At 67.1% G+C, this 25523-nt stretch carries 28 protein-coding genes and 2 pseudogenes; 20 read left to right on the plus strand and 10 right to left on the minus strand.

The window, feature by feature from the left end:
* Positions 1–86: 86 nt before the first annotated feature.
* The 3 genes from SY91_RS29485 to SY91_RS29495 are packed head-to-tail and all read right to left on the minus strand — an operon-like array spanning position 87 to position 2511.
* Complete coding sequence (locus SY91_RS29485; protein WP_023474538.1) at positions 87–902, minus strand: aspartate/glutamate racemase family protein; 816 nt, start codon at positions 900–902, stop codon at positions 87–89.
* A complete protein-coding gene (locus SY91_RS29490) occupies positions 899–2143 on the minus strand; it encodes a D-amino acid dehydrogenase (RefSeq protein ID WP_023474539.1) in 1245 nt (414 codons plus the stop codon). Before SY91_RS29490 ends, SY91_RS29485 begins: the two co-directional genes overlap by 4 nt.
* Positions 2144–2160: 17 nt before the next feature.
* Complete coding sequence (locus tag SY91_RS29495; protein ID WP_012336771.1) at positions 2161–2511, minus strand: RidA family protein; 351 nt, start codon at positions 2509–2511, stop codon at positions 2161–2163.
* 318 nt (positions 2512–2829) lie between these two features.
* On the opposite strand from SY91_RS29495, the gene SY91_RS29500 reads away from it, so the two are divergent.
* From SY91_RS29500 to SY91_RS35630, 15 genes and pseudogenes are all read left to right on the plus strand, one after another.
* Positions 2830–3930, plus strand: coding sequence for an ABC transporter substrate-binding protein (locus SY91_RS29500; RefSeq protein WP_043886349.1), 1101 nt, complete (start codon positions 2830–2832; stop codon positions 3928–3930).
* Positions 3931–3966: 36 nt separating this feature from the next.
* Positions 3967–4860 (plus strand): branched-chain amino acid ABC transporter permease, encoded by an 894-nt coding sequence (locus tag SY91_RS29505; protein WP_006481231.1) that lies wholly within the window; start codon positions 3967–3969, stop codon positions 4858–4860.
* Positions 4853–5740, plus strand: coding sequence for a branched-chain amino acid ABC transporter permease (locus SY91_RS29510; protein ID WP_011549808.1), 888 nt, complete (start codon positions 4853–4855; stop codon positions 5738–5740). The genes SY91_RS29505 and SY91_RS29510 overlap by 8 nt, the downstream gene beginning before the upstream one ends.
* Entirely contained in the window at positions 5737–6522 is a 786-nt protein-coding gene (locus SY91_RS29515; protein ID WP_023474541.1) for an ABC transporter ATP-binding protein, read from the plus strand. Before SY91_RS29510 ends, SY91_RS29515 begins: the two co-directional genes overlap by 4 nt.
* Positions 6519–7238, plus strand: coding sequence for an ABC transporter ATP-binding protein (locus SY91_RS29520; RefSeq protein WP_011549810.1), 720 nt, complete (start codon positions 6519–6521; stop codon positions 7236–7238). Before SY91_RS29515 ends, SY91_RS29520 begins: the two co-directional genes overlap by 4 nt.
* Positions 7235–8632 (plus strand): MFS transporter, encoded by a 1398-nt coding sequence (locus SY91_RS29525; RefSeq protein WP_006481227.1) that lies wholly within the window; start codon positions 7235–7237, stop codon positions 8630–8632. The genes SY91_RS29520 and SY91_RS29525 overlap by 4 nt, the downstream gene beginning before the upstream one ends.
* A gap of 100 nt (positions 8633–8732) precedes the next feature.
* Positions 8733–9629, plus strand: a complete 897-nt coding sequence (gene rfbA, locus SY91_RS29530; RefSeq protein ID WP_011695035.1) for a glucose-1-phosphate thymidylyltransferase RfbA — start codon at positions 8733–8735, stop codon at positions 9627–9629.
* Positions 9626–10207, plus strand: coding sequence for a dTDP-4-dehydrorhamnose 3,5-epimerase (gene rfbC / locus SY91_RS29535; protein ID WP_023474542.1), 582 nt, complete (start codon positions 9626–9628; stop codon positions 10205–10207). Before rfbA ends, rfbC begins: the two co-directional genes overlap by 4 nt.
* A complete protein-coding gene (gene rfbD, locus SY91_RS29540; protein ID WP_023474543.1) occupies positions 10204–11088 on the plus strand; it encodes a dTDP-4-dehydrorhamnose reductase in 885 nt (294 codons plus the stop codon). Before rfbC ends, rfbD begins: the two co-directional genes overlap by 4 nt.
* On the plus strand, positions 11085–12101 hold the full coding sequence (gene rfbB / locus SY91_RS29545; protein ID WP_023474544.1) for a dTDP-glucose 4,6-dehydratase: 1017 nt from the start codon (positions 11085–11087) through the stop codon (positions 12099–12101). Before rfbD ends, rfbB begins: the two co-directional genes overlap by 4 nt.
* 172 nt (positions 12102–12273) lie before the next feature.
* Positions 12274–12468 (plus strand): hypothetical protein, encoded by a 195-nt coding sequence (locus SY91_RS29550; RefSeq protein WP_023474545.1) that lies wholly within the window; start codon positions 12274–12276, stop codon positions 12466–12468.
* 370 nt (positions 12469–12838) lie between these two features.
* The gene (locus SY91_RS29555; RefSeq protein WP_023474547.1) at positions 12839–13282 is read left to right on the plus strand and encodes an Hsp20/alpha crystallin family protein; all 444 of its coding nucleotides are present in this window, start codon (positions 12839–12841) and stop codon (positions 13280–13282) included.
* A 36-nt stretch (positions 13283–13318) separates the two neighbouring features.
* Positions 13319–13744 carry an Hsp20/alpha crystallin family protein gene (locus SY91_RS29560; RefSeq protein WP_034175601.1) on the plus strand — a complete coding sequence of 142 codons (426 nt, stop codon included), beginning with the start codon at positions 13319–13321 and terminating at the stop codon, positions 13742–13744.
* 150 nt (positions 13745–13894) lie between these two features.
* Complete coding sequence (locus SY91_RS29565) at positions 13895–14164, plus strand: hypothetical protein (RefSeq protein ID WP_023474548.1); 270 nt, start codon at positions 13895–13897, stop codon at positions 14162–14164.
* 52 nt (positions 14165–14216) lie between these two features.
* A pseudogene (locus SY91_RS35630) lies at positions 14217–14616 on the plus strand (thiamine pyrophosphate-dependent enzyme).
* Here SY91_RS35630 and SY91_RS29580 read toward each other — a convergent pair.
* A complete protein-coding gene (locus SY91_RS29580) occupies positions 14538–15722 on the minus strand; it encodes a GlxA family transcriptional regulator (protein ID WP_260632515.1) in 1185 nt (394 codons plus the stop codon). The pseudogene SY91_RS35630 and the gene SY91_RS29580 overlap by 79 nt on opposite strands.
* On the opposite strand from SY91_RS29580, the gene SY91_RS29585 reads away from it, so the two are divergent.
* Genes SY91_RS29585 through SY91_RS29595 form a run of 3 tightly spaced genes read left to right on the plus strand, consistent with a single transcriptional unit; the run spans position 15710 to position 17557 of the window.
* The gene (locus tag SY91_RS29585) at positions 15710–16540 is read left to right on the plus strand and encodes an alpha/beta fold hydrolase (protein WP_043886351.1); all 831 of its coding nucleotides are present in this window, start codon (positions 15710–15712) and stop codon (positions 16538–16540) included. The two genes, SY91_RS29580 and SY91_RS29585, sit on opposite strands and share 13 nt — an antisense overlap.
* A 51-nt stretch (positions 16541–16591) precedes the next feature.
* Complete coding sequence (locus SY91_RS29590; RefSeq protein WP_006481218.1) at positions 16592–17236, plus strand: FMN-dependent NADH-azoreductase; 645 nt, start codon at positions 16592–16594, stop codon at positions 17234–17236.
* A gap of 12 nt (positions 17237–17248) precedes the next feature.
* On the plus strand, positions 17249–17557 hold the full coding sequence (locus SY91_RS29595) for a YciI family protein (RefSeq protein ID WP_043886352.1): 309 nt from the start codon (positions 17249–17251) through the stop codon (positions 17555–17557).
* Positions 17558–17650: 93 nt separating this feature from the next.
* Here the strand turns inward: SY91_RS29595 and SY91_RS35635 are convergent.
* The 6 genes and pseudogenes from SY91_RS35635 to SY91_RS29620 form a co-directional block, all read right to left on the minus strand.
* Positions 17651–17775: pseudogene (locus SY91_RS35635) on the minus strand (IS3 family transposase); the annotation flags it as partial.
* A gap of 80 nt (positions 17776–17855) precedes the next feature.
* Positions 17856–18854: a transketolase family protein gene (locus SY91_RS29600; RefSeq protein ID WP_023474550.1), complete on the minus strand. Its 999-nt coding sequence runs from the start codon at positions 18852–18854 to the stop codon at positions 17856–17858.
* Positions 18851–19696: a transketolase gene (locus tag SY91_RS29605; protein WP_006481216.1), complete on the minus strand. Its 846-nt coding sequence runs from the start codon at positions 19694–19696 to the stop codon at positions 18851–18853. The genes SY91_RS29600 and SY91_RS29605 overlap by 4 nt, the downstream gene beginning before the upstream one ends.
* 49 nt (positions 19697–19745) lie before the next feature.
* Complete coding sequence (locus SY91_RS29610) at positions 19746–21071, minus strand: MFS transporter (RefSeq protein WP_006481215.1); 1326 nt, start codon at positions 21069–21071, stop codon at positions 19746–19748.
* A gap of 74 nt (positions 21072–21145) precedes the next feature.
* Positions 21146–21895, minus strand: a complete 750-nt coding sequence (locus SY91_RS29615; protein ID WP_023474551.1) for an SDR family NAD(P)-dependent oxidoreductase — start codon at positions 21893–21895, stop codon at positions 21146–21148.
* A 156-nt stretch (positions 21896–22051) separates the two neighbouring features.
* The gene (locus tag SY91_RS29620; protein ID WP_023474552.1) at positions 22052–22951 is read right to left on the minus strand and encodes a LysR substrate-binding domain-containing protein; all 900 of its coding nucleotides are present in this window, start codon (positions 22949–22951) and stop codon (positions 22052–22054) included.
* Between the two features lie 264 nt (positions 22952–23215).
* Between SY91_RS29620 and SY91_RS29625 the strand changes: the two genes are divergently transcribed.
* Entirely contained in the window at positions 23216–24139 is a 924-nt protein-coding gene (locus tag SY91_RS29625) for a LysR family transcriptional regulator (RefSeq protein ID WP_023474553.1), read from the plus strand.
* An 84-nt stretch (positions 24140–24223) separates the two neighbouring features.
* Complete coding sequence (gene dctA / locus SY91_RS29630) at positions 24224–25504, plus strand: C4-dicarboxylate transporter DctA (protein ID WP_043886369.1); 1281 nt, start codon at positions 24224–24226, stop codon at positions 25502–25504.
* The last annotated feature ends 19 nt before the right edge of the window (positions 25505–25523 follow it).

The following is a 25523-nucleotide window of genomic DNA, read 5'->3' on the forward strand; positions in this document are numbered from 1 at the left end:
TCTCCTGGTTCCACCTGTTGTCACCGCGCGTCATTATCCATCGGCAATTTGCCCGCGCGCGTCTTTTTACCTGCACGAGCCATGGATCAGCGCATCAGCAGGCTGCCGAAGCCCGGCACGGGATCGTCGACGCCCGCGAGCCGCAGCGCGTGCCATGCGAGCGCGTGATTGCTCGACAGCACGGGTTTGCCCGCCCGCGCCTCGATGTCGGCCAGCGCATCGACGATGCGCAGGCTCGTGCACGACACGAATACCGCATCGACGGCCGGATCGGCGGCGAGCGTCAACACCGCGTGCTCGATCGACGCGCGCTCGATCCGGGCGACCTCGTTGTCGTCGCGGTGCTCGAACGAGCCCACCCGCACGATATCGACGCCGCGCGCGCGCAGGTATGCGGCCATCGCATCGTTGATCGTGCGCTCGTATGGCGTCAGCAGCGCGACGCCGCGCGCACCGAGCGCCGTCAGCGCGACGCGTGCCGCGGTAATCGGCGTGGTGCACGCGACGCCGGGCCGCGCCTCGCGAATGCGCTCGAACACACGCTCCTCGCCAAGCACCATCGACGCCGACGTGCAGCCGAACGCCACGACGTCGAGGCGCTCGCCCGGCCGGATCAACTCGACCGCCGCGCAGATGCCGCCGTCCATCCGCGCGAGCGTTTCGGCCGTGATCTCGGCCGAATTCGCGATCCGGCTTTCGTAGAACGCGACGCCATCGATGGCGAGCAGACGTCGCCACTCGTATTCGATCGTATGATCGGTCGCCAGCACGACGAGGCCGATCGCCGCGCGCCGCGCGATGCCGGCGTCGAGCGAGAAATCGAAGCGGGCGTACGCATCGCGCGCCGGGCCGGCGCCGACGCCCGGATCGGACGTCTGGGGGGTAGAGAGAAGTTCGCTCATTGCAGGGTCATCCCGGTGATGTCGATGTCGGGCCGCTTGCCGTGGATCAGATCCGCCACGATCTTCGCGGTGCCGCACGACATGGTCCAGCCCATATGGCCGTGGCCGGTGTTGAAAAACAGGTTGCGGTGCCGGGATGCACCGATGATCGGCGTACCCTCCGGCGTCATCGGCCGCAGCCCGGCCCAGTACGACGGCTTCGCGTAGTCGGCGCCGTTCGGGAACAGTGCCCGCGCGGTCGCGAGCATGTGCGCGAAATCGCCCGGCGAATGCGTGGTGTCGTAGCCGCTGAATTCGGCGGTCGCGGTCAGCCGCAGCCGGTCGCCGAAGCGCGCCCAGGCGACGAGCTGGTTCTCCTCGACGCCGCCGAGCGCCGGCGGCTCGTGGGTAGCGCCGATCGGCAGCGTGACCGAGTACCCCTTGACCGGATAGATCGGCAGCCGGTAGCCGAGCGCGCGCGCGACGCCCGGCGAATACGCGCCGAGCGCGAGCACGTAACGATCGCCGCTCACGCGGCCCTGCGACGTCTCGACGTAGTCGATCGCGTCGGCGCTCGCGCGCACGCCGTCGATCGACGTGCCGAAGCGAAATTCGACGCCGAGCGCACGGCAGCGCTCGGCGAGCGCACGGGTGAACAGATGCGCGTCGCCGCTCTCGTCGCTCGGGCAATGGATCGCACCCGCGATCCCGGCCGCCGCGTGGCGCAGCGCCGGCTCGCGTTCGACGGTGGCCCGCGCATCGAGGATGTCGAGCGGCAGACCGTTGTCGGTCAGAATCCGCATGTTCGCGACACCGCGCTCGAACGACGCCGGATCGCGATACAGGTACAACAGCCCGCCGCTCGTGCGGTCGTACTCGAGCCGTTCGTCGTGCGTCGCCTGCTGAAGCCGCTGCTGCGCATAACGGCACAGCCGCACCTTGATCGACGTGTTGCGGCGCGAGCGCTCGGCCGTGCAGTTCTGCAGGAACAGCGCGCACCAGGCCCACATGCGCCAGTCGGGCGTCCATTTGAGCCGCAGCGCCTGGCCGTCGGCAAACAGCGACTTGAAGAGGATCTTCGGTGCGCGCGGCGACGCCCAGGTATACGAATGGCCAGGCGCGATCAACCCCGCATTCGCGAAGCTGGTTTCGAGCGCGACGCCGTCGCGACGCTCGATCACCGTCACCTCGTCGCCGGCCTTCGCGAGAAAATATGCAGTGGTCACGCCGACGATGCCGCCGCCGAGCACGATCGTCTTCATCGTCCGGTTCTCCTGTACTAGCTCGCGGCAATCGCCGCGATCTCGACCGTGTACTGGGGAAACGCGAGCTTCGATTCGACGCACGCGCGTGCCGGTGCGTCGCCCTGCGGCACCCACGCGTCCCACACACTGTTCATCTCGGCGAAGCTGCGATAGTCGGCCAGCCAGATGCTCGCGGATACGATCCGGCGCTTGTCGAGCCCCACGCCTTCGAGCAGCCGGTCGATCTTGTCGAGAATCTGACGGGTCTGTCCGGCCACGTCGAGCGACGTGTCGTCCGCCACCTGGCCCGCGACGAAAGCCAGCCCGCCCGCGACCACCAGCTGGCTCATCCGTTCACCTACGCCGTATCGCTTGATCTCCACCATCTGACTGCCCTCCGAGGCCGTGTCGAGTTGGGCAGATTTAAGCACTGCAATTCACCTCTGTATACACTTTTTTCAGAAATATTCTCGATTGCTCCACATTGGAGCGCGCGTGCACCACGGCTATTCGCGATCTTTATCTGCGTGCATAAATGCATGAAAAAAGGGCGATTTTTCCGTCACTCACAGGGCTTTTGCGATTCTTCACCGCAACTCGAAAATTTATTTGCAAACGATTTTTGATCTGTGATTCTGTCGACACTTCTGTATATCAAACCATGCCGCCAACCGTGCGGCCGACCATGCGACGGGAGAACGAAGATGAAGGCAAGTCAGTGGAGTGTCGGTATCTGGATCGCGCTCGGTGCGGTTGCGTCGGGGGCTGCGCATGCCGACGTGAGCGTGGGCGCGGTGCTGCCGCTGACCGGCGCGAGTGCGTCCATCGGCGAAGACCAGCGCCGCGGCATCGAGCTCGCCGTCGCGCAGATCAATGCGAAAGGCGGCGTGCTGGGCCAGAAGCTCGCCGTGCGCATCGAGGATTCGGGCGGCTCGGCCAATACCGCGCTCGACGCCGCGCGCAAGCTCGCGACCGTCGAGCACGTGCCGGTCGTGCTCGGCGAATTCTCGTCGTCGGTGACGATTCCGGTCGGGCAGTTCCTGGTGCGTCAGGGCGACGTGCACATCAACATCGGCTCGTCGAGTCAGCAAGTGCGCAAGATCGGCGCGGGCTCGTTCAGCGTGATCGGGCTGGACGACCTGTCCGCGCGCTTCGCCGCGCAGGACGTGTATGCCCGCAAGCTGCGCCGCATCGCACTGATCGCGCCGAACAACGGCTATGGCCAGGGCATCGCGGGCGAGTTCAGGAAGCGTTTCGAGGCGCTCGGCGGCACGGTGGTGTCGACGGTGCTCTACACGGAAGGGCAGTCGACCTATCGCCGCGAGCTGGAGCAGGCGTCGCGCGCGCAGCCCGACGCGTACGTCTACAGCGCCTATGGCCAGGAAGCCGCGACGCTGAACCGCCAGGCGTTCGAGATGCGGCTCAACCAGCATCCGTGGTACGGCATCTATCTGACGATGTGCACGAGCGACACGCCCGCGCAGATCGCGCAAGGCCAGATCGGCCTCGAGGTCGCCGCGCTCGGCGCGGGCGCGAAAGCGTATGCGAGCGCCTATCAGGCCGCGTACAACGAGGCCCCGCGCTCGGCGTTCGGCAGCTATGCGTACGACGCGACGCTGTTGTCCGCCGCCGCGATCGGCCGCGCGCAATCCATCGAACCGGCGAAGATTCGCACGGCGCTCGCGGCATTGGGCAAGTCGTATACCGGCGTGACCGGCGCGATCGCGTTCGATGCCGACGGCCAGCGTGAAGTCCAGCCCTACGAGAAGGTGATCTACCGCCAATCGGTCGTCGCGCAGCAGTGAGCGCCCGCCCGCCTGGATGAACCCGAGGACCTCGCCATGCTGTCATTCATTGTCGACGTATTGATCCGCACCGCCGATCTGCTGCTGGTGTCGGTCGGCCTGTCGACGCTCTATTCGCTGATCCGCTTTCCGAACATCGCGCATGTCCAGTACGCGATGCTCGGCGCATTCGCGACGCTCTGGCTGGAGCGCGCGGGGATGCCGTTCGCCCTCGCGACGGTCGTGTCCTGCGTGCTGGTCGGCACGGCCGCGACGCTGCTGAACCTGTTCGTGTTCGCGAGACTGCTGCGCTCCGGCAGCGCGGTGGCGATGATCGGCTCGCTCGCGATCTCGATGCTCGCGGTCGCGCTGGTGCTCGGCGTCGCCGGTTCACGGCCGCAGCAGTATGCGCAGGACGTGCATCCGCCGATGGTGATCGCCGGCGTCGCGCTGTCCGTGCCGCAGTTGGGCTCGATCGCATGCGGCGCCGGCGCGCTCGCGATATTCGCGGCACTGCTGTACCGCACCGGCCTCGGCCGGGCGATGCGCGCGCTCGCATCGAATCGCGCACTGGCGCTCGCGACCGGCATCGACGCGACCCGCGTGACCAACGTGATCACGTTCGCGAGCGGCGTGCTGGCGGCGCTCGGCGGCACGATGCTCGGCGCCACCGAGAGCGTGCACGTGAATCTCGGCTACGGGCTGCTGATCCCGGTGTTTTCCGCGGCGATCCTGGGCGGCCTCGGCAATCCGCTCGGTGCGGCAGCCGGCGCGCTGCTGATCGCGGTGGCCGAAACCGTCGCGTTGAACGTCGATTTCGGCGGGCTCGTCGACCGGCCGATGCAGTTCTTTCCGGTCGAGTACGTCGGCGCGGTGTCGTTCGCGATCCTGCTCGTCGCCCTGATCTTCCGGCCCTACGGCATCTTCGATCGGGAGGTACGACGTGTCTAGCTTCGTCATCCATCTGCTGACCGTCGGCTGCCTGTACGCGACGATGGCGCTCGGGCTGAACCTGCAGGCCGGCTATGCGGGGCTCGTCAATTTCGGCTTCATTGCGTTCAGCGGGCTCGGCGCGTACGCGGCCGGCATCGCGTCGCAGCTCGGCTGGCCGTTGCCTTCGGCGCTGGCGCTCGCGCTGGCCGCCGCGGGGGCGCTGGCGATCGTCGTCGCACGGCTCGGGCGACAGCTCTCCGCCGACTACTGGGGGATCGCGACGCTCGCGATCGCCGAGATCCTGCGCACAATCGCGCTCAACGAAAGCTGGCTGACCGGCGGCGCGCAAGGCATCGGCGGCATCGCGCCGCTGTTCCCCGGGCTGCGGGCGCCGTGGGCCGACCTCGCCTTTCTCGCGGTCACGGCCGGCTGCCTCGCGCTTACCTACGCGACCTACCGGCGCCTGACCGCGAGCCGCTTCGGCCGGGCGCTGAAGGTGATGCGCGAAGAGCCCGCGCTCGCCGTCTGCTTCGGCTACGATCCGCTCGCGCTGAAGACGCGCGCGAGCATCGCGGGGGCGCTTCCCGCCGCGCTCGCGGGGGCGCTCGCCGCGTGGTACATCGGCTATGTCGGGCCGGACGCGATGATCGCGTCCGAGACCTTCGCGCTCTGGACCGTCGTGATGGTCGGCGGCCTCGGCAGCCACGTGGGCGTGCTGGTCGGCACGCTGATCGTGCAGGCCGTCTACGCGCTGGCGCCGTTTCTCAAGGACTGGCTCGGGGTCGGCAGCGACCTGACCGGCGCGGTGCGGCTGGGTCTCGTCGGCCTGATGCTGCTCGCGTGCGTGCTCTGGCGCCCGCACGGGCTCGTGCCGGAACGCCTGGAGGTGCGGCCATGAGCGCGCTGCTCGATCTCGACGGCGTGACGATCCGCTACGGCGAGAACGTCGTCCTGTCCGGCGTCACGCTGTCGGTCGACGGCGGCGAGATCGTCGGACTGCTCGGCCCGAACGGCTCCGGCAAGAGCACCGCGCTCAACGCGATCACCGGCTTCGCGCCGCTCGCGGCGGGCGCGATCCGCTTCGACGGCCAGCGGATCGACGCGCTGTCGCCGCACCGGATCGCCCGGCTGGGGGTGCGCCGCACGTTCCAGTTGCCGTCGATGCCCGCGCGCATGTCGGTGCTCGAACTCGCGATGGCGGCTTCGTCCGCGCGCTACGGCATCGCCGCCGCCCTCTGGCGCGGCCGGGCGACGCGCGCGCTCGATGCCGATACGCGTACGCGCGCCGCCGCGCTGCTGGACGAGCTGAAACTGTCGGGCGTCGCGCACCTTTCCGCCGCGTCGATCTCCGGCGGCCAGAAGAAGCTGCTGGGCATCGCGTGCGCGATGATGACCGAGCCCAAGCTGCTGTTGCTCGACGAGCCGACCGCCGGCGTGCACCCGAACCTGCGCGGCGAATTGATCGACGCGCTGCAACGGATTCGCGAACAGGGCGTCACACTGGTCGTCATCGAGCACGACATGCATTTCATCCGCGAGCTGTGCGACCGCTGTGTCGTGCTGGACCGCGGCGTGACGATCGCGAACTGCCGCCCGGCCGAGCTGGAGCGCAACCGTCGCGTACTCGATGCGTATCTCGGGCGCGCCCATGCCGCCCCTCGCTCGCTGGAGGCGTCATGATCGACGTACGCGAACTCGTCGCCGGCTACACACCCGAAGTCGACATCCTGCACGGCGTGTCGCTCACGGTCGGCGCGATCGACATCGTGACGATCCTCGGCCCGAACGGCTGCGGGAAATCGACGCTGCTGAAGGCGATCGCGGGCTTCGTGCTGCCGCGCGCCGGCAGCGTGACGATCCAGGGCACGGACGTGGCGCGCGTGCCGGTCCATCGCAAGATCCGCGAGTACGGCATCGGCTTCGTGCCGCAGACCGACAACGTGTTCGCGTCGCTGACCGTGCGGGAGAACCTGATGCTCGGCGGCCAGTCGATGTCGGCGTTTCCGCGCGAGGCGCGCATCGACGAGCTGTGCGAGCAGTACCCGGTGCTGCGGCGTCGCCACCGGTCGCTGGCGGGCGCGTTGTCCGGCGGCGAGCGGCAAATCGTGTCGCTCGCCCGCGCGCTGATGCCGCGCCCGGTGTTGCTCCTGCTCGACGAGCCGTCGGCGGGGCTGTCGCCGAAGATGGTCGACGAGGTGTTCGACGCGATCGTCCGGATGCGCGACACCGAGCATATCGCCGTGCTGATGGTCGAGCAGAATGCGATCGAGGCGCTACGCATCGCGGATCGCGGCATCGTACTGACGATGGGGCGCGTCGCGCTCGAAGGATCCGCTGCCGAGTTGCTCGACAGCGACGAGATGCGGCGCCTGTACCTCGGCGGGAGGGCCGCATGAGCGGCGGGCGTGCCGCGCCGGCCGCCGGCGCATACGCCTCCGCGGCGGCGCGCCCCGTGCTCGTGATGGTCGCGCTCGCATGCGGCTTCGTGATGGCCATGCTCGACGTGACGATCGTCAACGTCGCGCTGAAGGCGATGGAAACCAGCCTGTCGATGTCGCTGACCGCGCTGGTGTGGGTCGTCGATGCGTACACGCTCAGCTTCGCGGCGCTGCTGCTGCTCGGCGGCGCGCTCGCGAACCGCTACGGGTCGAAAGCCGTCTACGTCGCCGGGCTCGCGCTGTTCGTCGGCGCGTCGGTGCTGTGCGCGGCCGCGCAGTCCAGCGGCGCACTGGTCGCGGCGCGCCTCGCCCAGGGTGTCGGCGCGGCGCTATTCATGCCGAGTTCGCTGAGCCTGCTCACGCTCGCGTTCCCGCCGGGGCCGATGCGCACGCGGATGATCGGCATCTGGGGCGCGCTGGTGTCGGCCGCGATGGCGCTCGGGCCCTGCGTCGGCGGCGTGCTGGTCGACGCGATCGGCTGGCGCGGCATCTTCTGGGTGAACCTGCCGGTCGGGGCGGCCGGCCTGTGGCTCACGTACCGGCATATCGCGCGGGCGCCGCGTCATCCGGGCCCGTTGAACGCGCTCGGCCATCTGTTCGGCGCACTCGCGCTCGCCGCGCTGAGCTTCACGCTGATCGAAGGGCCCAGCGCCGGCTGGCGTTCGCCGTCGATCCTCGCCGGCGTGGCCGTGACGTTGGCCGCCACCGCGGCATTCGCGTTACGCGAGCGCTACGCGACCTCGCGCATCCTGTCGCCGGCGCTGCTCGCGAACCGGCGCTTCGTCGCGGGCAGCACGCTGGGCCTCGCGATCAACTTCGGCATTCTCGCCGAGATCTTCTTGTTGAGCCTCTATTTGCAGAACGTCCGCGGCGCGAGCGCGCTCGTCGCCGGATTCGAGCTGTTTCCGCTGATGGCGATGTTCGGCATCGGCAATCTCGCGTCCGCGAAGGTCAGCGCCCGGCTCGGCGCGCGCCGCACGCTGCTCACCGGGCTCGCGTTCGCCGCGCTCGGCAGCGTGGCGCTCGTCGGCGTCGCGGCGATGCCGTATCCGGTGCTGGCGCTGGCGGTCGGCCTCGCCAACTTCGGCGCCGGTCAGGCCATTCCGGCGATGAATCTCGTCGTGATGCAGTCGGCCGATGCGGCGGATGCGAATCTCGCCGCCGCGTCGCTGAACGCGAGCCGGCAGATCGGCTCGCTCGTCGGCATCGCGATCGCGTCGGTGATCCTGCACGTGGTCGACGATCCGGACCGCGCGACGGCCGTCGGCTTCGCGGTGATCGCCGCGCTGTACGCGCTCGGCTTCGCGATCGTGTTTCGTGCGATTCACGCCGGGCCTGCCGAGCAGTCGTAGCCGGGCGCGCACGGGTATCGCCGGCAATCGGGCGCAATCGGCGCATTCGGTGTATTCCGCGTATCACGCACGCATTTTTCCTCTTGCAGCGAGGGACCTCATGCAAACAGCGATTGGCCGTAAAGGACTGATTCTGGCGGGCGGCTCGGGCACCCGGCTCCATCCGCTCACGCATTCGGTATCGAAGCAGTTGATGCCGGTGTACGACAAACCGATGATCTATTACCCGCTCAGCACGATCATGCTGTCGGGCATCCGCGACGTGCTGATCATCTCGACGCCGCGCGATCTCGACGCGTTCCAGCAACTGCTCGGCGACGGCAGCCAGTGGGGCATGAGCTTTTCGTATGCGGTGCAGCCGAGCCCCGACGGGCTTGCCCAGGCGTTCGTGATCGGCGCGCCGTTCATCGGTCGCGACGCGGCGACGCTCGTGCTCGGCGACAACATCTATCACGGGCCCGCGCTGTCGTCGCTGCTGCAGCAAGCCGCCGCACGGACCGCCGGCGCGACCGTGTTCGGCTACTACGTGCGCGATCCGGAGCGCTACGGCGTCGTGTCGTTCGATGCGGATGGCCGCGCGATCGACCTCGAGGAGAAACCGCGCGAGCCGAAGTCGAACTACGCGGTCACCGGCCTCTATTTCTACGACAACGACGTCGTCGAACTGGCGAAGGCCGTGCGCCCGTCCGCGCGCGGCGAACTGGAAATCACCGACCTGAACCTCGCGTATCTCGCGCGCGGCACGCTGAACGTCGAGCTACTCGGGCGCGGCTACGCATGGCTCGACACCGGCACGCACGAATCGCTGCTCGACGCGGCGAATTTCATCCAGGTGATGCAGGCGAGGCAGGGCCTGCAGATCGCGTGTCCCGAGGAAATCGCGTACCGGCTCGGCTGGATCGATGCGGAGCAGCTCGAAACGCTCGCCCACAAGCTCGCGAAAAGCGGTTACGGCCGCTATCTGCTCGATCTGCTGAGCAAGGAGGTCGCCGCATGACACGGGTGATCGAGACGCCGTTGCCCGGCGTGCTGCTGATCGAGCCCGGCGTGTTCGGCGATGCGCGCGGCTTTTTCGTCGAAAGCTTCCGGGCAAGCTGGTTGCGCGACGCAGGCGTCGACGCGACCTTCGTCCAGGACAACCAGTCGCGCTCGCGTCGCGGCGTGCTGCGCGGGCTGCACTACCAGCGGGTGAATCCGCAAGGCAAATTGGTCCACGCCGCGCGCGGCGCGGTCTACGACGTCGCGGTCGACATCCGGCATGGCTCGCCGTTCTTCGGCTGCTGGTTCGGTGCGCAGCTCGACGACGTATCGCACCGGATGCTATGGATTCCGCCCGGCTTCGCGCACGGCTTTTGCGTGTTGTCCGACGAGGCCGATTTCGCGTACAAGTGCACGCAGTACTACGATCCCGATTCGGATGCGGGCGTGCGCTGGGACGATCCGGAGATCGGCATCGAGTGGCCCGATCCCGGCGCGCCGTATCAGTTGTCGGACAAGGATCGGCGGCAACCCCCGCTCGCCGAATTGGCCGCCGGCGCGCCGGCGATGTTGCCAGCCTACGGGAGCGCGCGATGACGATCGTCGTGACCGGCGCGCTCGGCCAGGTGGGCCGCGAACTCGTGCTGCGCGCGGGCGCGCAGCCGCTCGTCGGGCTGTCGCGCGCCGCGCTCGACATCGCCGACGCAGACGCGGTGCGCCGCGCGCTCGACGAACAGCGCGCCACGCTCGTGATCAATGCCGCCGGATGGACCGCCGTCGACCGCGCGGAGGCCGAGCCCGACGCCGCCTGGCGGGCGAACCGCGACGGGCCGGCCGTGCTGGCCGACGCGTGCGCCGCGCGCGGCATTCCGTTGCTCCATCTGTCGACCGACTACGTGTTCGACGGCCGCCTGCCCGGCCCGTACGCGGAAACCGCCGCCGTCGCGCCGCTCGGCGTGTACGGCCGGAGCAAGCTCACGGGCGAGGAAGCGGTGCGCGAGCGACTGCCCGACCGTCATCTGATTCTGCGCGTCGCCTGGGTATTCGGCGCGCACGGCAGCAATTTCGTACGCACCATGCTGCGCCTGGCGCGCGAGCGCGAGGTCGTCGGCGTCGTCGCCGATCAGTACGGCGGCCCGACGCATGCCGGCGCGATCGCCGACGCGCTGCTGACGATCGCGGCGCGCTACCGGGCCGGTGAAGCGCTGCGCTGGGGCACCTATCACCTGTGCGGCACGCCCGTGACCACGTGGCACGGCTTCGCCGAAACGATCTTCACCGAGGCGCGGCGCACCGGCCTCATCGACCGCGTGCCGTGGGTCCGGCCGATCCGGACCGACGCCTATCCGTTGCCTGCGCCGAGACCGGCGAATTCCGCGCTCGACTGCAGCCTCCTGCGAGAACACTTCGGGGTCGAATCGCCTTCGTGGATCGCGGGTCTCACCGACGTGTTTGCCACCTGGAAGCGAAACCCATGAGCTATCGACCGAAACATGTTCTCGTGACGGGCGGCGCCGGTTTCATCGGCGCCAATTTTGTGCGTCACCTGCTCGAAAGCGACCCGCAGATCAGCGTCGTCACGCTCGATCTGCTGACCTATGCAGGCAGCCTCGACAATCTCGGCGACGACCTGCCGGGCGCCGATCGGCATCGCTTCGTCCTCGGCGACATCTGCGACCGACCGCTCGTCGAGTCGCTACTGCGCGACCATGCGATCGACACCGTGGTCCACTTCGCGGCCGAAAGCCACGTCGACCGCTCGATCGACGGTCCCGGCGAATTTGTCCGCACGAACGTGCTCGGCACCTGGACGCTGCTCGATGCGTGCCGCCAGATCTGGCTGAACGATCAGAAACTCGGCCGGGCCGACGCCCTCGCGCGACGGCGCTTTCACCATATCGGCACCGACGAGGTGTACGGTTCGCTGGGCCCCGACGACCCGCCGTTTTGCGAAACGACGCCGTATGCGCCGAATTCTCCGTACTCGGCCACCAAGGCAAGCTCGGATCACCTCGTGCGAGCGTATTTCCATACGTACGGCTTGCCCGTCACCACGACGAACTGCTCGAACAATTACGGGCCGCGCCAGCACGGCGAAAAGTTCATTCCGACCGTGATCCGTCATTGCGTCGAAGGCACCGACATCCCCGTGTACGGCGACGGCGCGAACGTACGCGACTGGCTGTACGTCGACGACCATTGCCGCGCGATCGATGCGGTCATCCGGCGCGGGACGATCGGCGAAACCTACACCGTCGGCGGCTGCAACGAATGGCGCAATGTCGACATCGTCGCGCTGATCTGTACGCTGCTCGACGCGCGACGGCCCGAACACGCGCCGCATGCGCGGCTCGTCCGGTTCGTCACCGATCGCGCCGGTCATGACCGGCGGTATGCGATCGATGCGGGCAAGCTCGCCCGCGAACTGCAATGGCGACCGGCGGAGAGCTTCGAAACGGGGATCGTGAAGACGCTGGATTGGTATCTATAGGCGGCTGCGCTCGGCCGGTGTATGTCGCGCCGTGCCGAGGGTCGAGGTCAATCGCCAAGCCGTGGTTGCTGACGGTATCGCGCAAACCTTTCTACTTGAAAGCTTTGCGCGGCCCGCGCCTTGCTCACCTGCAACGTGCGCAACATCCCAGGTTGCGACCAAGGAGAGCAAGATGACACGCCAACAGCCACAGGCAGACAAGCAGACAGGTAACGAGAAGCCCGCGGAGAAACGCGACGATGGGCAGCAGCAGACCTTCGAAACCGATATTTCGGAAACCGGCGACGACGGCACCACGGTGCGTCAGGCCGAGGTTCGCGAGGACGACTTGTCCGAAGTGAAGCCGCCGTCCGGGCCGTCGCGCTGAACCGATGGACGGGACGCGACGGCGCAGGTACGCCGCCGCGTCTTTTCCAGCGTGCCGTTGCAAATTCCGCCTTCTATCGCCGTGCTTTGATCCGCGCAGCGCCGGACATGTCGGCCCCCGCCATCGCGACGCCGATCATGCCGACGTCCCGACGATGAGTCTCCTGCAGGGCACCCGCACGTATCGACAGAATGCCGTCGCCCTCCCCTTGAAATTCACTCGACGTATCCTATTTTAGGTATCGCTCAAGGCAGTCGCGGTTGACGCGCTGCGTGTTTCGATTTGTTAGTCAGCGACCCTGTCGCGGATGGACGAACTGGAGCGCGTGGTCCGGTTCGTCCCTTCGCACAGGGGCAACAGGAGCCCAATCATGAGCGATATCTTCTTCCCCACCGATCTGCTGGCGGAATTCGACCGCCTGCAACGGCAGATGGCCAGCGTGTTCACGGGCTTTCCGGCCAGTCTGCGCGCCCCGCGGCCCGGTACGTTTCCACCGGTCAATATCGGCAGCACCGACGACACGATCGAGATCGTCGCGTTCGCGCCGGGTCTCGACCCCGCGAAGATCGACATCTCCGTCGATCGCGGGCTGCTGACGATCAGCGGCGAGCGCACAACCCCGGACGACGGCACGACCGACGACGAGCGGCGCATCTACGCGAACGAGCGGTTCATGGGCGCGTTCCGCCGCGTGGTCGAGCTGCCGCAGCATGCGGACCCCGACAAGATCGAGGCCCGCTATACGAACGGCTGCCTGACGATCAGCGTCGGCAAGTCGGAAGCCTCGAAGCCGCGGGCGATTACCGTCCAGTAAACAGCACGACGTCACGAACGCATGACGGAGGACATCATGAGTGACACGAACACGACCGAACTGACCACCCGTCCGGCCGAGACGCGAACGGCCGTGACGAACCGAGAAGCGGCTCAGCGCGACACGCCGCGCACGCGGATTGCGCCGGCCGTCGACATCGTCGAGGATGCGCACGGCATCACGTTGTACGCGGACCTGCCGGGCGTGCCGCGCGACAAGCTCGACGTCCGCGTGCACGACGGCAGCCTCGCCATCGAAGCGGAGGCCGTCATTCCGACGCCACCGGGCCTGCGTCTGCAGCACGGCGAAGTGCAGCATCCGCACTTCTCGCGCGCCTTCACGCTCAGCCCGGATTTCGACGTGTCGCGCATCGACGCGCAACTGCGCGACGGCGTGCTGAAACTGAGCATCCCGCGACGCGAAGAAGCGAAGCCGCGGCGGATCCCGGTGACGACAGGGTGAGTGGACGCGCCGGGAGCGTTTCATCAACCCGGCGCGGTCCGCGCCGCTTGGCTTGCGCTCGCGGCGTGAAGTGCTGGCGCCCCGCTTCGGCGGCGGCGCCGGCGCCGCCGCGTCGTCACACATGTCGCATTTCCCTGCAGGAGGCATCTGATGCATACCAACAGGACGATCGAACATGGCGGATATACGGTCCGGGCCGTGGTCACCGACACGGAGACGGGCCGCTACTCGGCGGCGGCGATCCTCACGGATCGCGACGGTGAAACCCGGACGCTCGGCGTTGACGGCGACTTCGCCGATACCCGCGAAGCAAGTGACCAGGCGCTCGAACTCGCGCTTGCATGGATTCAGCGACGGTCGGTGGTGTCGGATCGGTATGTGAAACGAAGTCGAGCCGCGAAGCCGCGATTCGGGCAATGACCGGAAACTGCCAATGGTCTTCTTCTGCGAGAACAACGGCCTGATCGTGTCGATGCGGCTCAAGAACGTCGTCCCCACCACCAACATCGCCGACTACGCGGCAGGCTACGGCGTTCCAGGCTTGATCGTGGATGCCCCGGACGCAGTGGCCGTCTACGAGGCCACGCAGGACCTTCGCTCGCGCTCGCGCGGGCAACGGCCCAACGCTGATCGAGGCCAAGGCAGTGCGCCATCGCGGTCACCGGGATGGCGATTCGCAGTTGTACCGCACGGACAAGGACGACGACTTGGTGAACTACCGCGATCCTCTGGACGTGCTTCGCCTGTACATGAGCGTCGAAGAAATGCTGCGACCGGGACCCTCGGCTGCAGCTCATTCCCGGCGGCCCGGGTCGCTATCGTGGGAGGGGCGCAAACGTCCTGGGTTTCGCCCATTCGCCCAGCGCCTGTAGTCGGCCGGCGTCATACCGGTGAGTTGGCCGAAGGCCCGTCTGAATGATGTTTCGTCGCTGTAGCCGCATTGCAACGCGACTTGCTTAATGCTTGCTCCAGGCCGCTCGAGCAACACGCAGGCCATTTCGATCCGCACGCGGGTAATGAACCCTTTGGGTGACTCGTTGGTCAAGCTCTTCAGCCGCCGATGCAGTGTCCGTTCGCTGAGACTTAGCGCGCTCGCCAGCGCTTCAGTGGTCAGTCCGGGGCTAGCATGGCGAACGATCTGCTCTGCTTGCAGGAGCAGCGGGTCGGTGGCATTGACGAACCCACGGGGCGCATAAACCAGTTGCGGCAGCGGCAAGCTGTCGGCCACGGAGATATCCGCAGCGAGACGGGCCACATCGGGCCCTGCCTCACGTCTGATCACATGCAAGGCCAGATCCACCCAAGACAGTGGACCGCCTGTCGTCACGATCCGATCCTGCTCTTCCACTGCTGTGCCCCAAACCGCGCATGCCTTGGGAAACCGCTGCCTGAACGCATGGTGGAGCCACCAAGTGGTCGTACAACGCCTTCCGTTCAGCAACCCGGCCTCTCCCAGCACGAAAGTACCTGCACACGCAGCACCCACCAGTGCACCGGCCTGATGACGCTCTTGCAGCCACGTTGCCGCGTGGCTGATCGATGCGGATACAGGGGGGAGCCGGTCAGGCCCCAGCGCCATGCCTGTGACAAGCGCCACGTCGCAATGCGTCAATTCCCAAAACGAAGCGTCGACCGGAATCAGCCGGCCCTGCGGGTCGCACAGAGTCTTCCCGTCCGCGCTTGCGATAATGGTCTCGAAGGTTGGGAGGGCTCGGCCAGGCAGGTCATATGACGCGTCGGCAGGCGGTGCACGTAACGCTTGCTCCGTCATCCAGAACAGGTCGGCAAGGCCGCTAATGGCGGAGAGCAGGCTGCCCTCGACTGCAACGATTCCTATGCGCACGGCGCGCTCCGTGTCCGAGGGAGGGTTGGCGAATTTTGCATGAATGTTGGCAAGTTTGCCACCTGCCACGGTTCGTTGAAGCCAGATAAATTTGGCACGTCTTCTCAACGATTCGCTTTCACATGAAATTCCCATTCCTTCACGACTGTCCGGACTCGTTCCTTCAGAGAAGAACGCGCCGTCGGTCCGTATGGTTCAGCCGACTGGTTGCAGCCGTGGCCTTCACGGCAACGCTGACGACGGCTCATGCGGCAGCGACTACGGCGCCGGCTGTGCGCAACATCGTCCTCGTGCATGGTGCCTTTGCGGACGGATCGAGCTGGAACCCGGTGATCGTCAGGCTACAGCGCATGGGTTATCGCGTCACTGCTGTGCAAAACCCCCTCACTTCACTCGCAGACGACGTTGCCGCCACCGAGAGCGTCCTGCATCGGCAAACCGGCAACGTACTGCTGGTGGGCCACTCTTGGGCCGGCGCGGTCGTCACGCAAGCAGGCAACGCTGCCAATGTGAAAGGCCTGGTCTATCTGTCCGCGCTGGTACCGGACAACGGCGAGTCCGCCGCCGACCTTCTGCAACGCCTCAATGCGCCGATGACCGGCCTCGCACCGGACGCCCAGGGGCTGATCTGGCTGGACGATGCGCGAGCGTTTCAGCACGTCATGGCGGCAGACATTCCGCTTGAACAGGCTCGCGTCCTGGCATCGGTTCAACAGCCTGTCGCGGCGGCCTGCTTCACCGGGAAGATTCAGCAAGCGGCCTGGCACGACAAGCCTGTCTGGTATCTGCGAACCACCAACGACAATGCGCTGAAGCCCGCCGTACAGCAAGCCATTGCACAGCACATCGGCGCAACGGTCACGTCGATTCGCTCCAGCCACATGTCGATGCTGTCTCACCCGGACGAAGTCGCGAGGCTGATCGATCTAGCTGCCCGACAGGCATTGCAATAAATTCCAGCGCGTTTCGACGCGCTTCACTCCTCCCCTGACAGCGAGGCCTCAATGAACATCCTTCATCTCGATTCGAGCATGCTCGGCAACAGTTCCATCACGCGGGAGCTGTCCGCGGCCGCGGTAGCGGGTCTACGGGCGCAGCATCCATCGGCGCATGTGACGTACCGTGATCTCGTCCGCGACGAAATCCGGCATCTCACCGGCCCAATCGCAGCCGGATTTCGCCAAATCGACGTCGGTGCTTTCGACGACGCCACCGCGCACGAACATCAGCTAACCGAAGCACTCGTCACGGAGTTTCTAGCGAGCGACGTCATTGTCATCGGTGCGCCGATGTACAACTTTTCGGTACCTAGCCAGTTGAAAGCATGGCTCGATCGCGTGGCCCAGGCCGGGCGTACGTTCCGGTATACCGAAAACGGCCCGGTCGGTCTCGCGGGCGGCAAGCAGGTGATCGTAGCCTCTGCGCGCGGCGGGTTTTACGCGGAAGCACCGCTCGCACACATGGACTTCCAGGAAAGCTACCTGAAGGCGTTCTTCGGATTTCTGGGCATCGTCGACGTCCGGTTCGTACGGGCGGAGGGGGTGTCGAAAGGTCAAGCCGTCCGGGACCGGGGCATCGCGCTCGCCCGCGCGTCCCTGACCGAGGTACTCGTCAACGTACGCACGTCCGGTGCGCAAACCATCCAGTAACAGGGGTCGCTTATGCTGTTCGCCATCAAACTCGGCTACGTCCGTCCCATTGAAGAGATCCAGGCGCATCTCGATGCTCACAAGGCATGGCTCGTCAGATACGCTCAGGCGGGAAATATTCTTGCCGCGGGTCCGCTGCATGAAGAGAACGGCGGTTTCGTGCTGGCGTATGCGGACCAACCACGGGATATCGAAGAAATGATTGCCGACGACCCATTCCATATTCACGGGCTGGCCACGTTCGATGCCCACTGCTGCGAACCTGCCATATGTGCGGCAGGCTTTCCTGCGCACTGGGCAGCAGGCGCAAGGTCGATATGATGGGCTTCATTTGCGGGACATGCTCACGCTGACCCGCGGTGGAATTCCGTGACCAATCGTACCGCGCGTCTCGCGTCGAGATTCTCGGAATCACGGAATGTCGAGCTGCAGCGCTCGCCACAGTCGCCGCCCCGCGATTCGCTCAACCCCAGCCAGGCCGACATCCGGCGATAGCCGAAGTGCCGCAACGCTTGCGCGGCCCACCTCAGCCTCTCGCCTCGGCCGAATCAGGAAAGCTGCCAAAATGACGTCGCCGCGCGAAATACCGGTCTCCCGGCATACCAGCGATTCCGAACCGTCACCCGAGCCACGACCGGATATTCGCGCACATCGCGCTAGCCGAGATCCCGTACCGCTCGTGCAACGTCGGCAGCGCGCCCGCGGCGAGGTACGCATCCGGCAGCGCGATCTGCCGGAACGGCACCGCGACGCCGGCGCCGAGCAACGCGGTCGCGACCGCTTCGCCGAGCCCGCCGATCACCGTATGGTTCTCCGCGACGACGACCATGCGCCCTTTTCGCGCGGCCTCGCGGACGATGGTCGCCGTATCGAGCGGCTTGATCGTCGGCACATGCAGCACGGCGACATCGACGCGATCGGCTTCGAGCGCCTTCGCCACCTCGAGCGCACGCATCGTCATGATCCCGGACGAGATCAGCAGCACGTCGTTGCCGTCGCGCAGCAGCTTGGCCTTGCCGAGCTCGAAACGGTAATCGTATTCGTCGAGCACGGCCGGCACGTTGCCGCGCAGCAGACGCGCGTACACCGGCCCCTTGTGCGCGGCGATGGCCGGCACCATCTGTTCGATGTCCAGCGCGTCGCACGGATCGATCACGGTCATGTTCGGCATCGCGCGCATCAGCGCCAGATCCTCGGCGGCCTGGTGGCTCGGTCCATAGCCGGTCGTGAGCCCCGGCAATGCGCAGATCAGCTTCACGTCGAGATTGTCCTCGGCGATCGCCTGGTGAATGAAGTCGTACGCGCGGCGCGTCGCGAACACCGCATAGGTCGTGACGAACGGCTGCGCGCCTTCATGCGCGAACCCGGCGGCGGCCCCCATCAGCAGCTGTTCGGCCATGCCCATCTGGTAGTACCGCTCCGGGAATGCCTTCGCGAAGATGTGCAGGTCGGTGTACTTGCCGAGATCGGCCGTCATCCCGATCACGTTGGCGTTCGTGCGCGCGAGTTCGGTCAGCGCATGGCCGAACGGCGCGGAGCGGGTTGCCTGCCCTTCGGCCGCGATGGAGGCGATCATCGCCGAGGTCTTCAGGCGCGGCTTGTTGTCGGCGGTGCTCATGCGTGTCTCCCTGCTTCGAGTGCGTCGAGCGCGAGTTGCCACTCGTGCGCATCGACCCGGATGAAATGACTTTTCTCGCGTGCTTCGAGAAACGGCACGCCGCACCCCATCTTCGTGTCGCAGACGATGATGCGCGGCTGCGGCGCGTCGTGCCGGCGCGCATCGTCGAACGCACGTTTCACCGCGTCGATGTCGTTGCCGTCCACCCGTTGCACGTACCAGCCGAACGCCTCGAGCTTGTCGACCAGCGGCTCGAACGCCATGACCTGCGTCGACGGGCCGTCGGCCTGCTGGTTATTCACGTCGACGATCGCGATCAGGTTGTCGAGCTTCCAGTGCGCGGCCGACATCAGCCCTTCCCAGATCGCGCCTTCGTCGAGCTCGCCGTCCGAGAACAGCGTATAGACGAACGCATCGGAGCCCTTGCGCTTCAGGCCGAGACACCGGCCGACCGCGATCGTCAGCCCCTGCCCGAGCGAGCCGCCGGACATTTCCATGCCGGGCGTGTAGCTCGCCATGCCGGACATCGGCAAGCGGCTGTCGTCGCTGCCATAGGTTTCGAGTTCCGCGGCCGGCAGGATGCCGGCTTCGAACAGCGCCGCGTACAGCGCGATCGCATAGTGCCCGTTCGACAGCAGGAAGCGGTCGCGCCCTTCCCAGTCGGGATCGTCGGCGCGATAGCGCATCGCGCCGAAATAGGCGACGGCCAGCACGTCGGCGATGTCGAGCGCCTGGCCGACATAGCCCTGCCCCTGCACTTCGCCCATCAGCACGGCGTTTCTTCGGATGCGGTACGCGCGCTCGGCGAGCGTGACCGCTTCATGGATGGTTTCGGTTTCCATCGATCGCTCCAGTATCGGGTCGGAAGGAATGCAAATGAATCGGCGGTGATCAGCGGTTCACGGATCGGGGCACGAGGAACACCAGCAGCGCGCCGGCCGTGATCGCGACGGAGATGAACACGAGCCCCGCGGTGGACTTGCCGGTCAGGTCGTTCAGCCAGCCGACGATCGCCGGCGAGAAGAAGCCCGCGAGGTTCGCGAAGCAGTTGACCGCGGCGATGCCCGCCGCCGCCGACATCCCGCCCAGCAACGCGGTCGGCAGCGACCAGAACTGCGACGACGACGCGAGGATGCCGGCGGACGCGATGCTCAGGCACACGATCGATGCGCCGACGCTGCCGAGCATCGGCAACGTGGCGAAGCCCGCCGCGGCGACCAGCATCGGCACCGCGAGATGGAAGCGGCGCTCGCGGCGACGATCCGCGCTGATGCCGATCAGCGGCAGCGCGACGATCGCACACGCATACGGAATCGCGGTGAACAGGCCGACCCACAGCGGATCAGCCACGCCCGCCTTGCGAATGATCGTCGGCAGCCAGAACGTGAGGCCATACTGCCCGAGCACCACGCAGAAGTAGATCGCTGCCATCAGCCACAGCCGGCGGTCCGCGACGAACGTCCGAATCGACAGGTGGGCGGTGGTGTGCGCGGCGTCGGCCGACACGTTGCGCGCGAGCAAGGCTTTTTCGGCGTCGGTCAGCCATTTCGCGCCGGCGATGCCGTCGTCGAGATACAGCAGGATCGCGAAACCCAGCACGAACGACGGCAGCGCCTCGAGCAGGAACAGCCACTTCCAGCCGGCCATCGACATCGCGCCGTGCAGCGAATGCATGATCGCGCCCGACAGCGGCCCGCCGATGATCCCGGCGAGCGGAATCGCCATGAAGAACAGCGACAGCGCCTTCGCGCGCCGCGCCGACGGGAACCAGTACGTGAGGTACAGGATCACGCCCGGCGCGAAGCCGGCTTCGGCGACGCCGAGCGCAAACCGCAGCACGTAGAACGCGGCGGGCGACTTGACGAACACGAAGCTCGCCGAGATCACCGCCCAGGTCAGCATGATGCGCGCGAGCCAGCGGCGCGCGCCGACGCGATGCAGGATCAGGTTGCTCGGCACCTCGAACAGGAAATAGCCGAGGAAGAAGATGCCGGCGCCCATCCCGTAGACCGTCTCGCTGAAGCGCAGGTCGTTGAGCATCTGCAGTTTCGCGAAGCCGACGTTGACGCGGTCGAGATACGCGCCGAGGTAGCACAACATCAGGAACGGGATCAGCCGTCGCGCGACCTTCGCGTAGGTGGCCGCTTCGAACGTCCGCGCGTCGTCCCGTTGCAGCATCTCGCCCTCGACGGGCGGTGCGGGGTACTTTGCTCTCATCCTTGTCTCCTGCCATGGCCCCGGGTTGTCCCGGGTGCATGATGGTCGGCGCCGCGCATCGGGCGGCGCCGTTCTCAGTGAATCAGCATCCCGCCGTTGACGTCGAGCGTGATGCCCGTCAGGTAGCTCGACAGGTCGCTCAGCAGGAACAGGCACGCATGCGCGACGTCGGCGGCCTCGCCGAGCCGGCCGAGCGGAATGCCCTTGATGATGTCCTCGCGCATGTCGGGCGTCAGCTTGTCGCCGGTGATGTCGGTCTGGATCAGGCCGGGCGTGATCGAATTGACGCGGACCCGGTCGGCGCCGAATTCGCGCGCCATCGCCTTCGCGAGGCCAAGCACGCCGGCCTTGGCGGCGCTGTAGTGCGGGCCGCCGAAAATGCCGCCGCCGCGTTGCGCGGAGACCGACGACATGCAGACGATGCTGCCGCCGCGCTGCTCTTTCATCGCGGGCAGCACCGCTTGCGACATGTACAGCGTGCCGCGCAGGTTCACGTCGACGATCGCATCGAAGTCGCGGGCCGAGATCTCCAGCGTGCGCACCGGCTGCGTGATGCCGGCGTTGTTCACGAGGCCGTCGATGCGGCCGAAGTGCTCAAGCGCCGCGCGGGCGGCCGCCGCGCACGCGTCGCGGTCGGTGACGTCGCAGGCGAGGCCGAGATGGTCGGCGCCGAGTTCGGCGGCGGCCGCTTCGGCGTCGTCGCGGCGCAGGTCGAGGATCGCCACGCGTGCGCCGTGCGCGGCCAGCGCGCGGGCCGTGGCCTTGCCGATCCCGCGCGGCGACGCGGCGCCGGTCACGATGATGGTCCGGTTGTCGAGCAACATCGCTTGTCTCCTTGTTGATGTGTTGTCCGGAGTGTCGGCTCACCGGGCACCCGCATCAACGCGGAAACGCTCAGCCATAGTTGAGAAAATTTCAGATGACGGCGAGTAGCCGGTGCTGCAGCGCAATATCGCGGGGCGTGCCGCCGGATGGCGCGGTCAACCCGCTTGCCGATGAGCGGCGACTTCCCGCTCGATCCACGCCAGGAAGCGCTTCACGCGCGGCAATTCCGCGTTCTGTCGCGGGTAAACGAGATGATGCGCGCCCACTTCGACCGCATGGGCCTCGCCGAACACCGGCACCAGCAGCCCTTGACGGATCTTCACCGACGCGAGCATCAGGCTTTCGAGCGCGATGCCGAGGCCGAGCGCGGCGGTTTCGAGCGACATGTACGAACGGTCGAACGAGAAGTCGAAGGTTTTCTGCGCCGCCAGCGGCACGCCGGTGCGGCCGAACCACTGCTTCCACTGGACCAGCGGCGTTTCGGAATAGATCAGACGATGGGCGAGCAGGTCTTCCGGCGCGTGCACCGGATGTTGCTCGAGGTACCGCGGCGACGCGAGCGGCGCGATGAACTCGCCGCGCACCGTCTTCACCTCGAGGTTGTCCCAGTTGCCGTAGCCGTGCCGGACGTCGATATCGTAGAAGCCGTTCGAGAACGACACGCTTTCGTACGAGCACGCGAGGTTCAGCTGGATATCGCCGTTCGCCTCCTGAAACGACGACAGCCGCGGCAGCAACCACATCAGCCCGAAGCTCGGGCTCGAATGCACGCGCAGGATATCGACTTCGGTGCGGCTCGACGCGCGCTCGGTCGCGCGGCTGAGGTCGGCCAGCGAGCCGGTGACGTCAGCCAGGTAGCGTTCGCCGGTCGGCGTGAGGACGAGGCCGCGCCCCGAGCGCTGAAACAGCGGTTGACCGATCTGCGCTTCGAGGTTGCTGAGCTGGTGACTGACGGCGGACGCGGTCAGGCCAAGCTCTTCCGCCGCTCGGTTGACGCTTTTGGTCCGGGCGACGCTTTCGAACGCGATGATGGCCTTGAGCGGCGGAATGCGCATGCTGGAATCCGTTGAAGAGAGCGGGCTCGCGCGGCTGGCCGGCGCTGGCGGCAGCGCGGCAGTGCCGGAGCCCTGCCCGCCCAAAAGCGATACGGTACATCAGGAAGCGGCACCGGGACGATCGATTCGCGGCGCGGCCCGCGCTATCCCGGCGGCCCGGAGGCACACCGAGCCACGCCGACGCCGCCGCACTGGCGACGCGACATGCATGACGCCGGCGGAATCATGCAAAATGCTGCGCATCTGAGTGGCGGAGAGTGACCGGTGGGCATCAATTTCGATTTGACGGACTTGCAGGCGTTTCGCGCGGTCGTGGAAACGGGCAGTTTCCGCAAGGCCGCCGAAGCGGTCAGCCTCTCGCAGCCTGCGTTGAGCCGCCGGATCGACAAGCTCGAGGACGCGCTCGGCGTGCGGCTCTTCGAGCGCACCACGCGCCGCGTCGCGCTCACCACCGTCGGCCGCGTGTTCGCGCAGAGCGCCGAACAACTGCTCGACGATCTCGACGCCGCGCTGCTCGGCATCCGCGACGTGTCGTCGAGCCGCCTGGGCCATGTGACGATCGCCTGCGTGCCGTCGGTCGCCTACTACTTCCTGCCGCCCATCATCGCCCGCTATCATCAGCGCTTTCCGCGCATCCGGGTGAAGCTGCTCGACGCCGGCGCCAACGAGGTGCTGGGCGCCGTCATCAGCGGCGAGGCGGATTTCGGCGTGAGCTTCATCGGCAGCCAGGAGGCGGAGGTCGAGTTCAAGGTGCTGCTCCAGGAGCGGTTCGTCGCCGCCTGCCGCCGCGACCACCCGCTCGCGCGCAAGAAGCGCGTCACCTGGAACGAGCTTTACGAGCACGACTACGTGTCCGTGGACAAGACGTCCGGTAACCGCCTGCTGCTCGACCAGGCCTTGGCGGCCGTCGCGCCGCGCACGCCGAGCGTGTGCGAGGCGCGCCACGTCACGACCCTGCTAGGGCTGATCGAGGCGGGGCTCGGCGTCGCCGCGGTGCCGTCGATGGCGATGCCGGGCCACGACCACCCTGTCCTCACGAGCGTGCCGCTCGTCGAGCCGGCCGTGAAGCGGCGCGTGGGCATCGTCAAGCGGCGCGGGCGCTCGCTGACGCCGGCCGCCGAGGCGTTTCACCGGATGATCGTCGACGCGAAGCGCGGCGACGCCGCCGGCAACGGCACATCGGCATGACGACGACGGAACGGAAACGAAGGAAGACCGCATCGTGAGGGGGCCCGGCTGTTCAAATCGCTTTACGTGCAGGTCCTGCTCGCGATGATCGTCGGCATCGGCATCGGTCACGTGTGGCCGGCGGCGGGCGCGATGCTCAAGCCGCTCAGCGACGCGTTCGTCGCGCTCGTGAAGATGACCATCGCGCCGATCGTCTTTTGCACGATCGTGTCGGGCATCACGTCGTTGTCGAACGGGCAGGCGATCGGCCGCACGATCGTGCGCTCGCTCGCGCTGTTCTATCTGTTGACGGCCGCCGCGCTCGCGTTCGGGCTCGTCGTCGCCTACGTGCTGCGACCGGGCGCCGGCATGCACATCGACGTCCATCATCTGGATGCGAGCATCCTCGCGCCGTATGCGAAGCATGCGGAGCCGCGCAGCCTGGTCACATTCGCGCTCGGCATGATTCCGGACACGATGCTCGGCGCATTCGCCACCGGCGAAGTGCTGCCGGTGCTGCTGCTGTCGCTGCTGTTCGGCTTCTCGCTGAATGCGCATCCGCGCGCCGCGCGGCCCGTGCTCGCACTGATCGACGGCATCGCCCAGGTCGTCTTTCGCGTGCTCGCGATGATCATGCGGCTCGCGCCGCTTGGCGCATTCGGCGCGATGGCGTTCACGGTGGGCCGCTTCGGCATCGGTTCGGTCGGCTCGCTGGCGAAGCTGATGGCGTCCTTCTACGTGGCCTGCGCGCTGTTCGTCGCGCTGGTGCTCGCCCCGCTCGCGCGACTGCACGGCTTCGCGCTGTGGCGGCTGTTGCGCTACCTGCGCGAAGAGTTGCTGATCGTCCTCGCCACCTCGTCCACGGAGCCGGTCCTGCCGCGCCTGATCGTCAAGCTGGAAGCGCTCGGCTGCGACAAAGGCGTCGTCGGGCTCGTGCTGCCGGCGGGCTATTCGTTCAATCTGGACGGGACCGCGATCTACCTGACGCTCGCGGCGCTGTTCATCGCGCAGGCCTGCGACGTCCCGCTGTCCGCGCCGCAGGTCGCGACGATGCTCGCGATCATGCTGGTCACGTCCAAGGGCGCGGCCGGCGTGTCCGGCAGCGGGCTCGTCGCGCTGGTCGCGACGCTCGCCGTGATGCCCGACCTGCCCGTCGCCGGGGTCGCGCTGCTGGTCGGCATCGATCGCTTCATGTCGGAGGCGCGCGCGCTGACCAGCGTGATCAGCAACGCGTGCGCGGTGATCTTCGTGTCGTCGTGGGAAGGGGCGTGCGATCGTGCGCGTCTCGCGCAGCGGCTCGCGGCGGCCGGGCCGGCGTCGACGAACGGGGCCGATCAAGACGATGCCGTGGCAGACGGCGGTGACGGCGACGGGAAGACGGTCTGATACGCGCCCGCCCGTCGCT

Source organism: Burkholderia cenocepacia, assembly GCF_014211915.1.
Taxonomy (GTDB): domain Bacteria; phylum Pseudomonadota; class Gammaproteobacteria; order Burkholderiales; family Burkholderiaceae; genus Burkholderia; species Burkholderia orbicola.

What these genes read in the sequence shown, in the direction of transcription:
- SY91_RS29485 (WP_023474538.1), bottom strand. Translation starts at nt 902, where the DNA reads ATGAGCGAACTTCTCTCTACCCCCCAGACGTCCGATCCGGGCGTCGGC.
- SY91_RS29490 (WP_023474539.1), bottom strand. Translation starts at nt 2,143, where the DNA reads ATGAAGACGATCGTGCTCGGCGGCGGCATCGTCGGCGTGACCACTGCA.
- SY91_RS29495 (WP_012336771.1), bottom strand. Translation starts at nt 2,511, where the DNA reads ATGGTGGAGATCAAGCGATACGGCGTAGGTGAACGGATGAGCCAGCTG.
- SY91_RS29500 (WP_043886349.1), top strand. Translation starts at nt 2,830, where the DNA reads ATGAAGGCAAGTCAGTGGAGTGTCGGTATCTGGATCGCGCTCGGTGCG.
- SY91_RS29505 (WP_006481231.1), top strand. Translation starts at nt 3,967, where the DNA reads ATGCTGTCATTCATTGTCGACGTATTGATCCGCACCGCCGATCTGCTG.
- SY91_RS29515 (WP_023474541.1), top strand. Translation starts at nt 5,737, where the DNA reads ATGAGCGCGCTGCTCGATCTCGACGGCGTGACGATCCGCTACGGCGAG.
- SY91_RS29520 (WP_011549810.1), top strand. Translation starts at nt 6,519, where the DNA reads ATGATCGACGTACGCGAACTCGTCGCCGGCTACACACCCGAAGTCGAC.
- SY91_RS29525 (WP_006481227.1), top strand. Translation starts at nt 7,235, where the DNA reads ATGAGCGGCGGGCGTGCCGCGCCGGCCGCCGGCGCATACGCCTCCGCG.
- rfbA (WP_011695035.1), top strand. Translation starts at nt 8,733, where the DNA reads ATGCAAACAGCGATTGGCCGTAAAGGACTGATTCTGGCGGGCGGCTCG.
- rfbC (WP_023474542.1), top strand. Translation starts at nt 9,626, where the DNA reads ATGACACGGGTGATCGAGACGCCGTTGCCCGGCGTGCTGCTGATCGAG.
- rfbD (WP_023474543.1), top strand. Translation starts at nt 10,204, where the DNA reads ATGACGATCGTCGTGACCGGCGCGCTCGGCCAGGTGGGCCGCGAACTC.
- rfbB (WP_023474544.1), top strand. Translation starts at nt 11,085, where the DNA reads ATGAGCTATCGACCGAAACATGTTCTCGTGACGGGCGGCGCCGGTTTC.
- SY91_RS29550 (WP_023474545.1), top strand. Translation starts at nt 12,274, where the DNA reads ATGACACGCCAACAGCCACAGGCAGACAAGCAGACAGGTAACGAGAAG.
- SY91_RS29555 (WP_023474547.1), top strand. Translation starts at nt 12,839, where the DNA reads ATGAGCGATATCTTCTTCCCCACCGATCTGCTGGCGGAATTCGACCGC.
- SY91_RS29560 (WP_034175601.1), top strand. Translation starts at nt 13,319, where the DNA reads ATGAGTGACACGAACACGACCGAACTGACCACCCGTCCGGCCGAGACG.
- SY91_RS29565 (WP_023474548.1), top strand. Translation starts at nt 13,895, where the DNA reads ATGCATACCAACAGGACGATCGAACATGGCGGATATACGGTCCGGGCC.
- SY91_RS29585 (WP_043886351.1), top strand. Translation starts at nt 15,710, where the DNA reads ATGAAATTCCCATTCCTTCACGACTGTCCGGACTCGTTCCTTCAGAGA.
- SY91_RS29580 (WP_260632515.1), bottom strand. Translation starts at nt 15,722, where the DNA reads ATGGGAATTTCATGTGAAAGCGAATCGTTGAGAAGACGTGCCAAATTT.
- SY91_RS29590 (WP_006481218.1), top strand. Translation starts at nt 16,592, where the DNA reads ATGAACATCCTTCATCTCGATTCGAGCATGCTCGGCAACAGTTCCATC.
- SY91_RS29595 (WP_043886352.1), top strand. Translation starts at nt 17,249, where the DNA reads ATGCTGTTCGCCATCAAACTCGGCTACGTCCGTCCCATTGAAGAGATC.
- SY91_RS29600 (WP_023474550.1), bottom strand. Translation starts at nt 18,854, where the DNA reads ATGAGCACCGCCGACAACAAGCCGCGCCTGAAGACCTCGGCGATGATC.
- SY91_RS29605 (WP_006481216.1), bottom strand. Translation starts at nt 19,696, where the DNA reads ATGGAAACCGAAACCATCCATGAAGCGGTCACGCTCGCCGAGCGCGCG.
- SY91_RS29610 (WP_006481215.1), bottom strand. Translation starts at nt 21,071, where the DNA reads ATGAGAGCAAAGTACCCCGCACCGCCCGTCGAGGGCGAGATGCTGCAA.
- SY91_RS29615 (WP_023474551.1), bottom strand. Translation starts at nt 21,895, where the DNA reads ATGTTGCTCGACAACCGGACCATCATCGTGACCGGCGCCGCGTCGCCG.
- SY91_RS29620 (WP_023474552.1), bottom strand. Translation starts at nt 22,951, where the DNA reads ATGCGCATTCCGCCGCTCAAGGCCATCATCGCGTTCGAAAGCGTCGCC.
- dctA (WP_043886369.1), top strand. Translation starts at nt 24,224, where the DNA reads ATGATCGTCGGCATCGGCATCGGTCACGTGTGGCCGGCGGCGGGCGCG.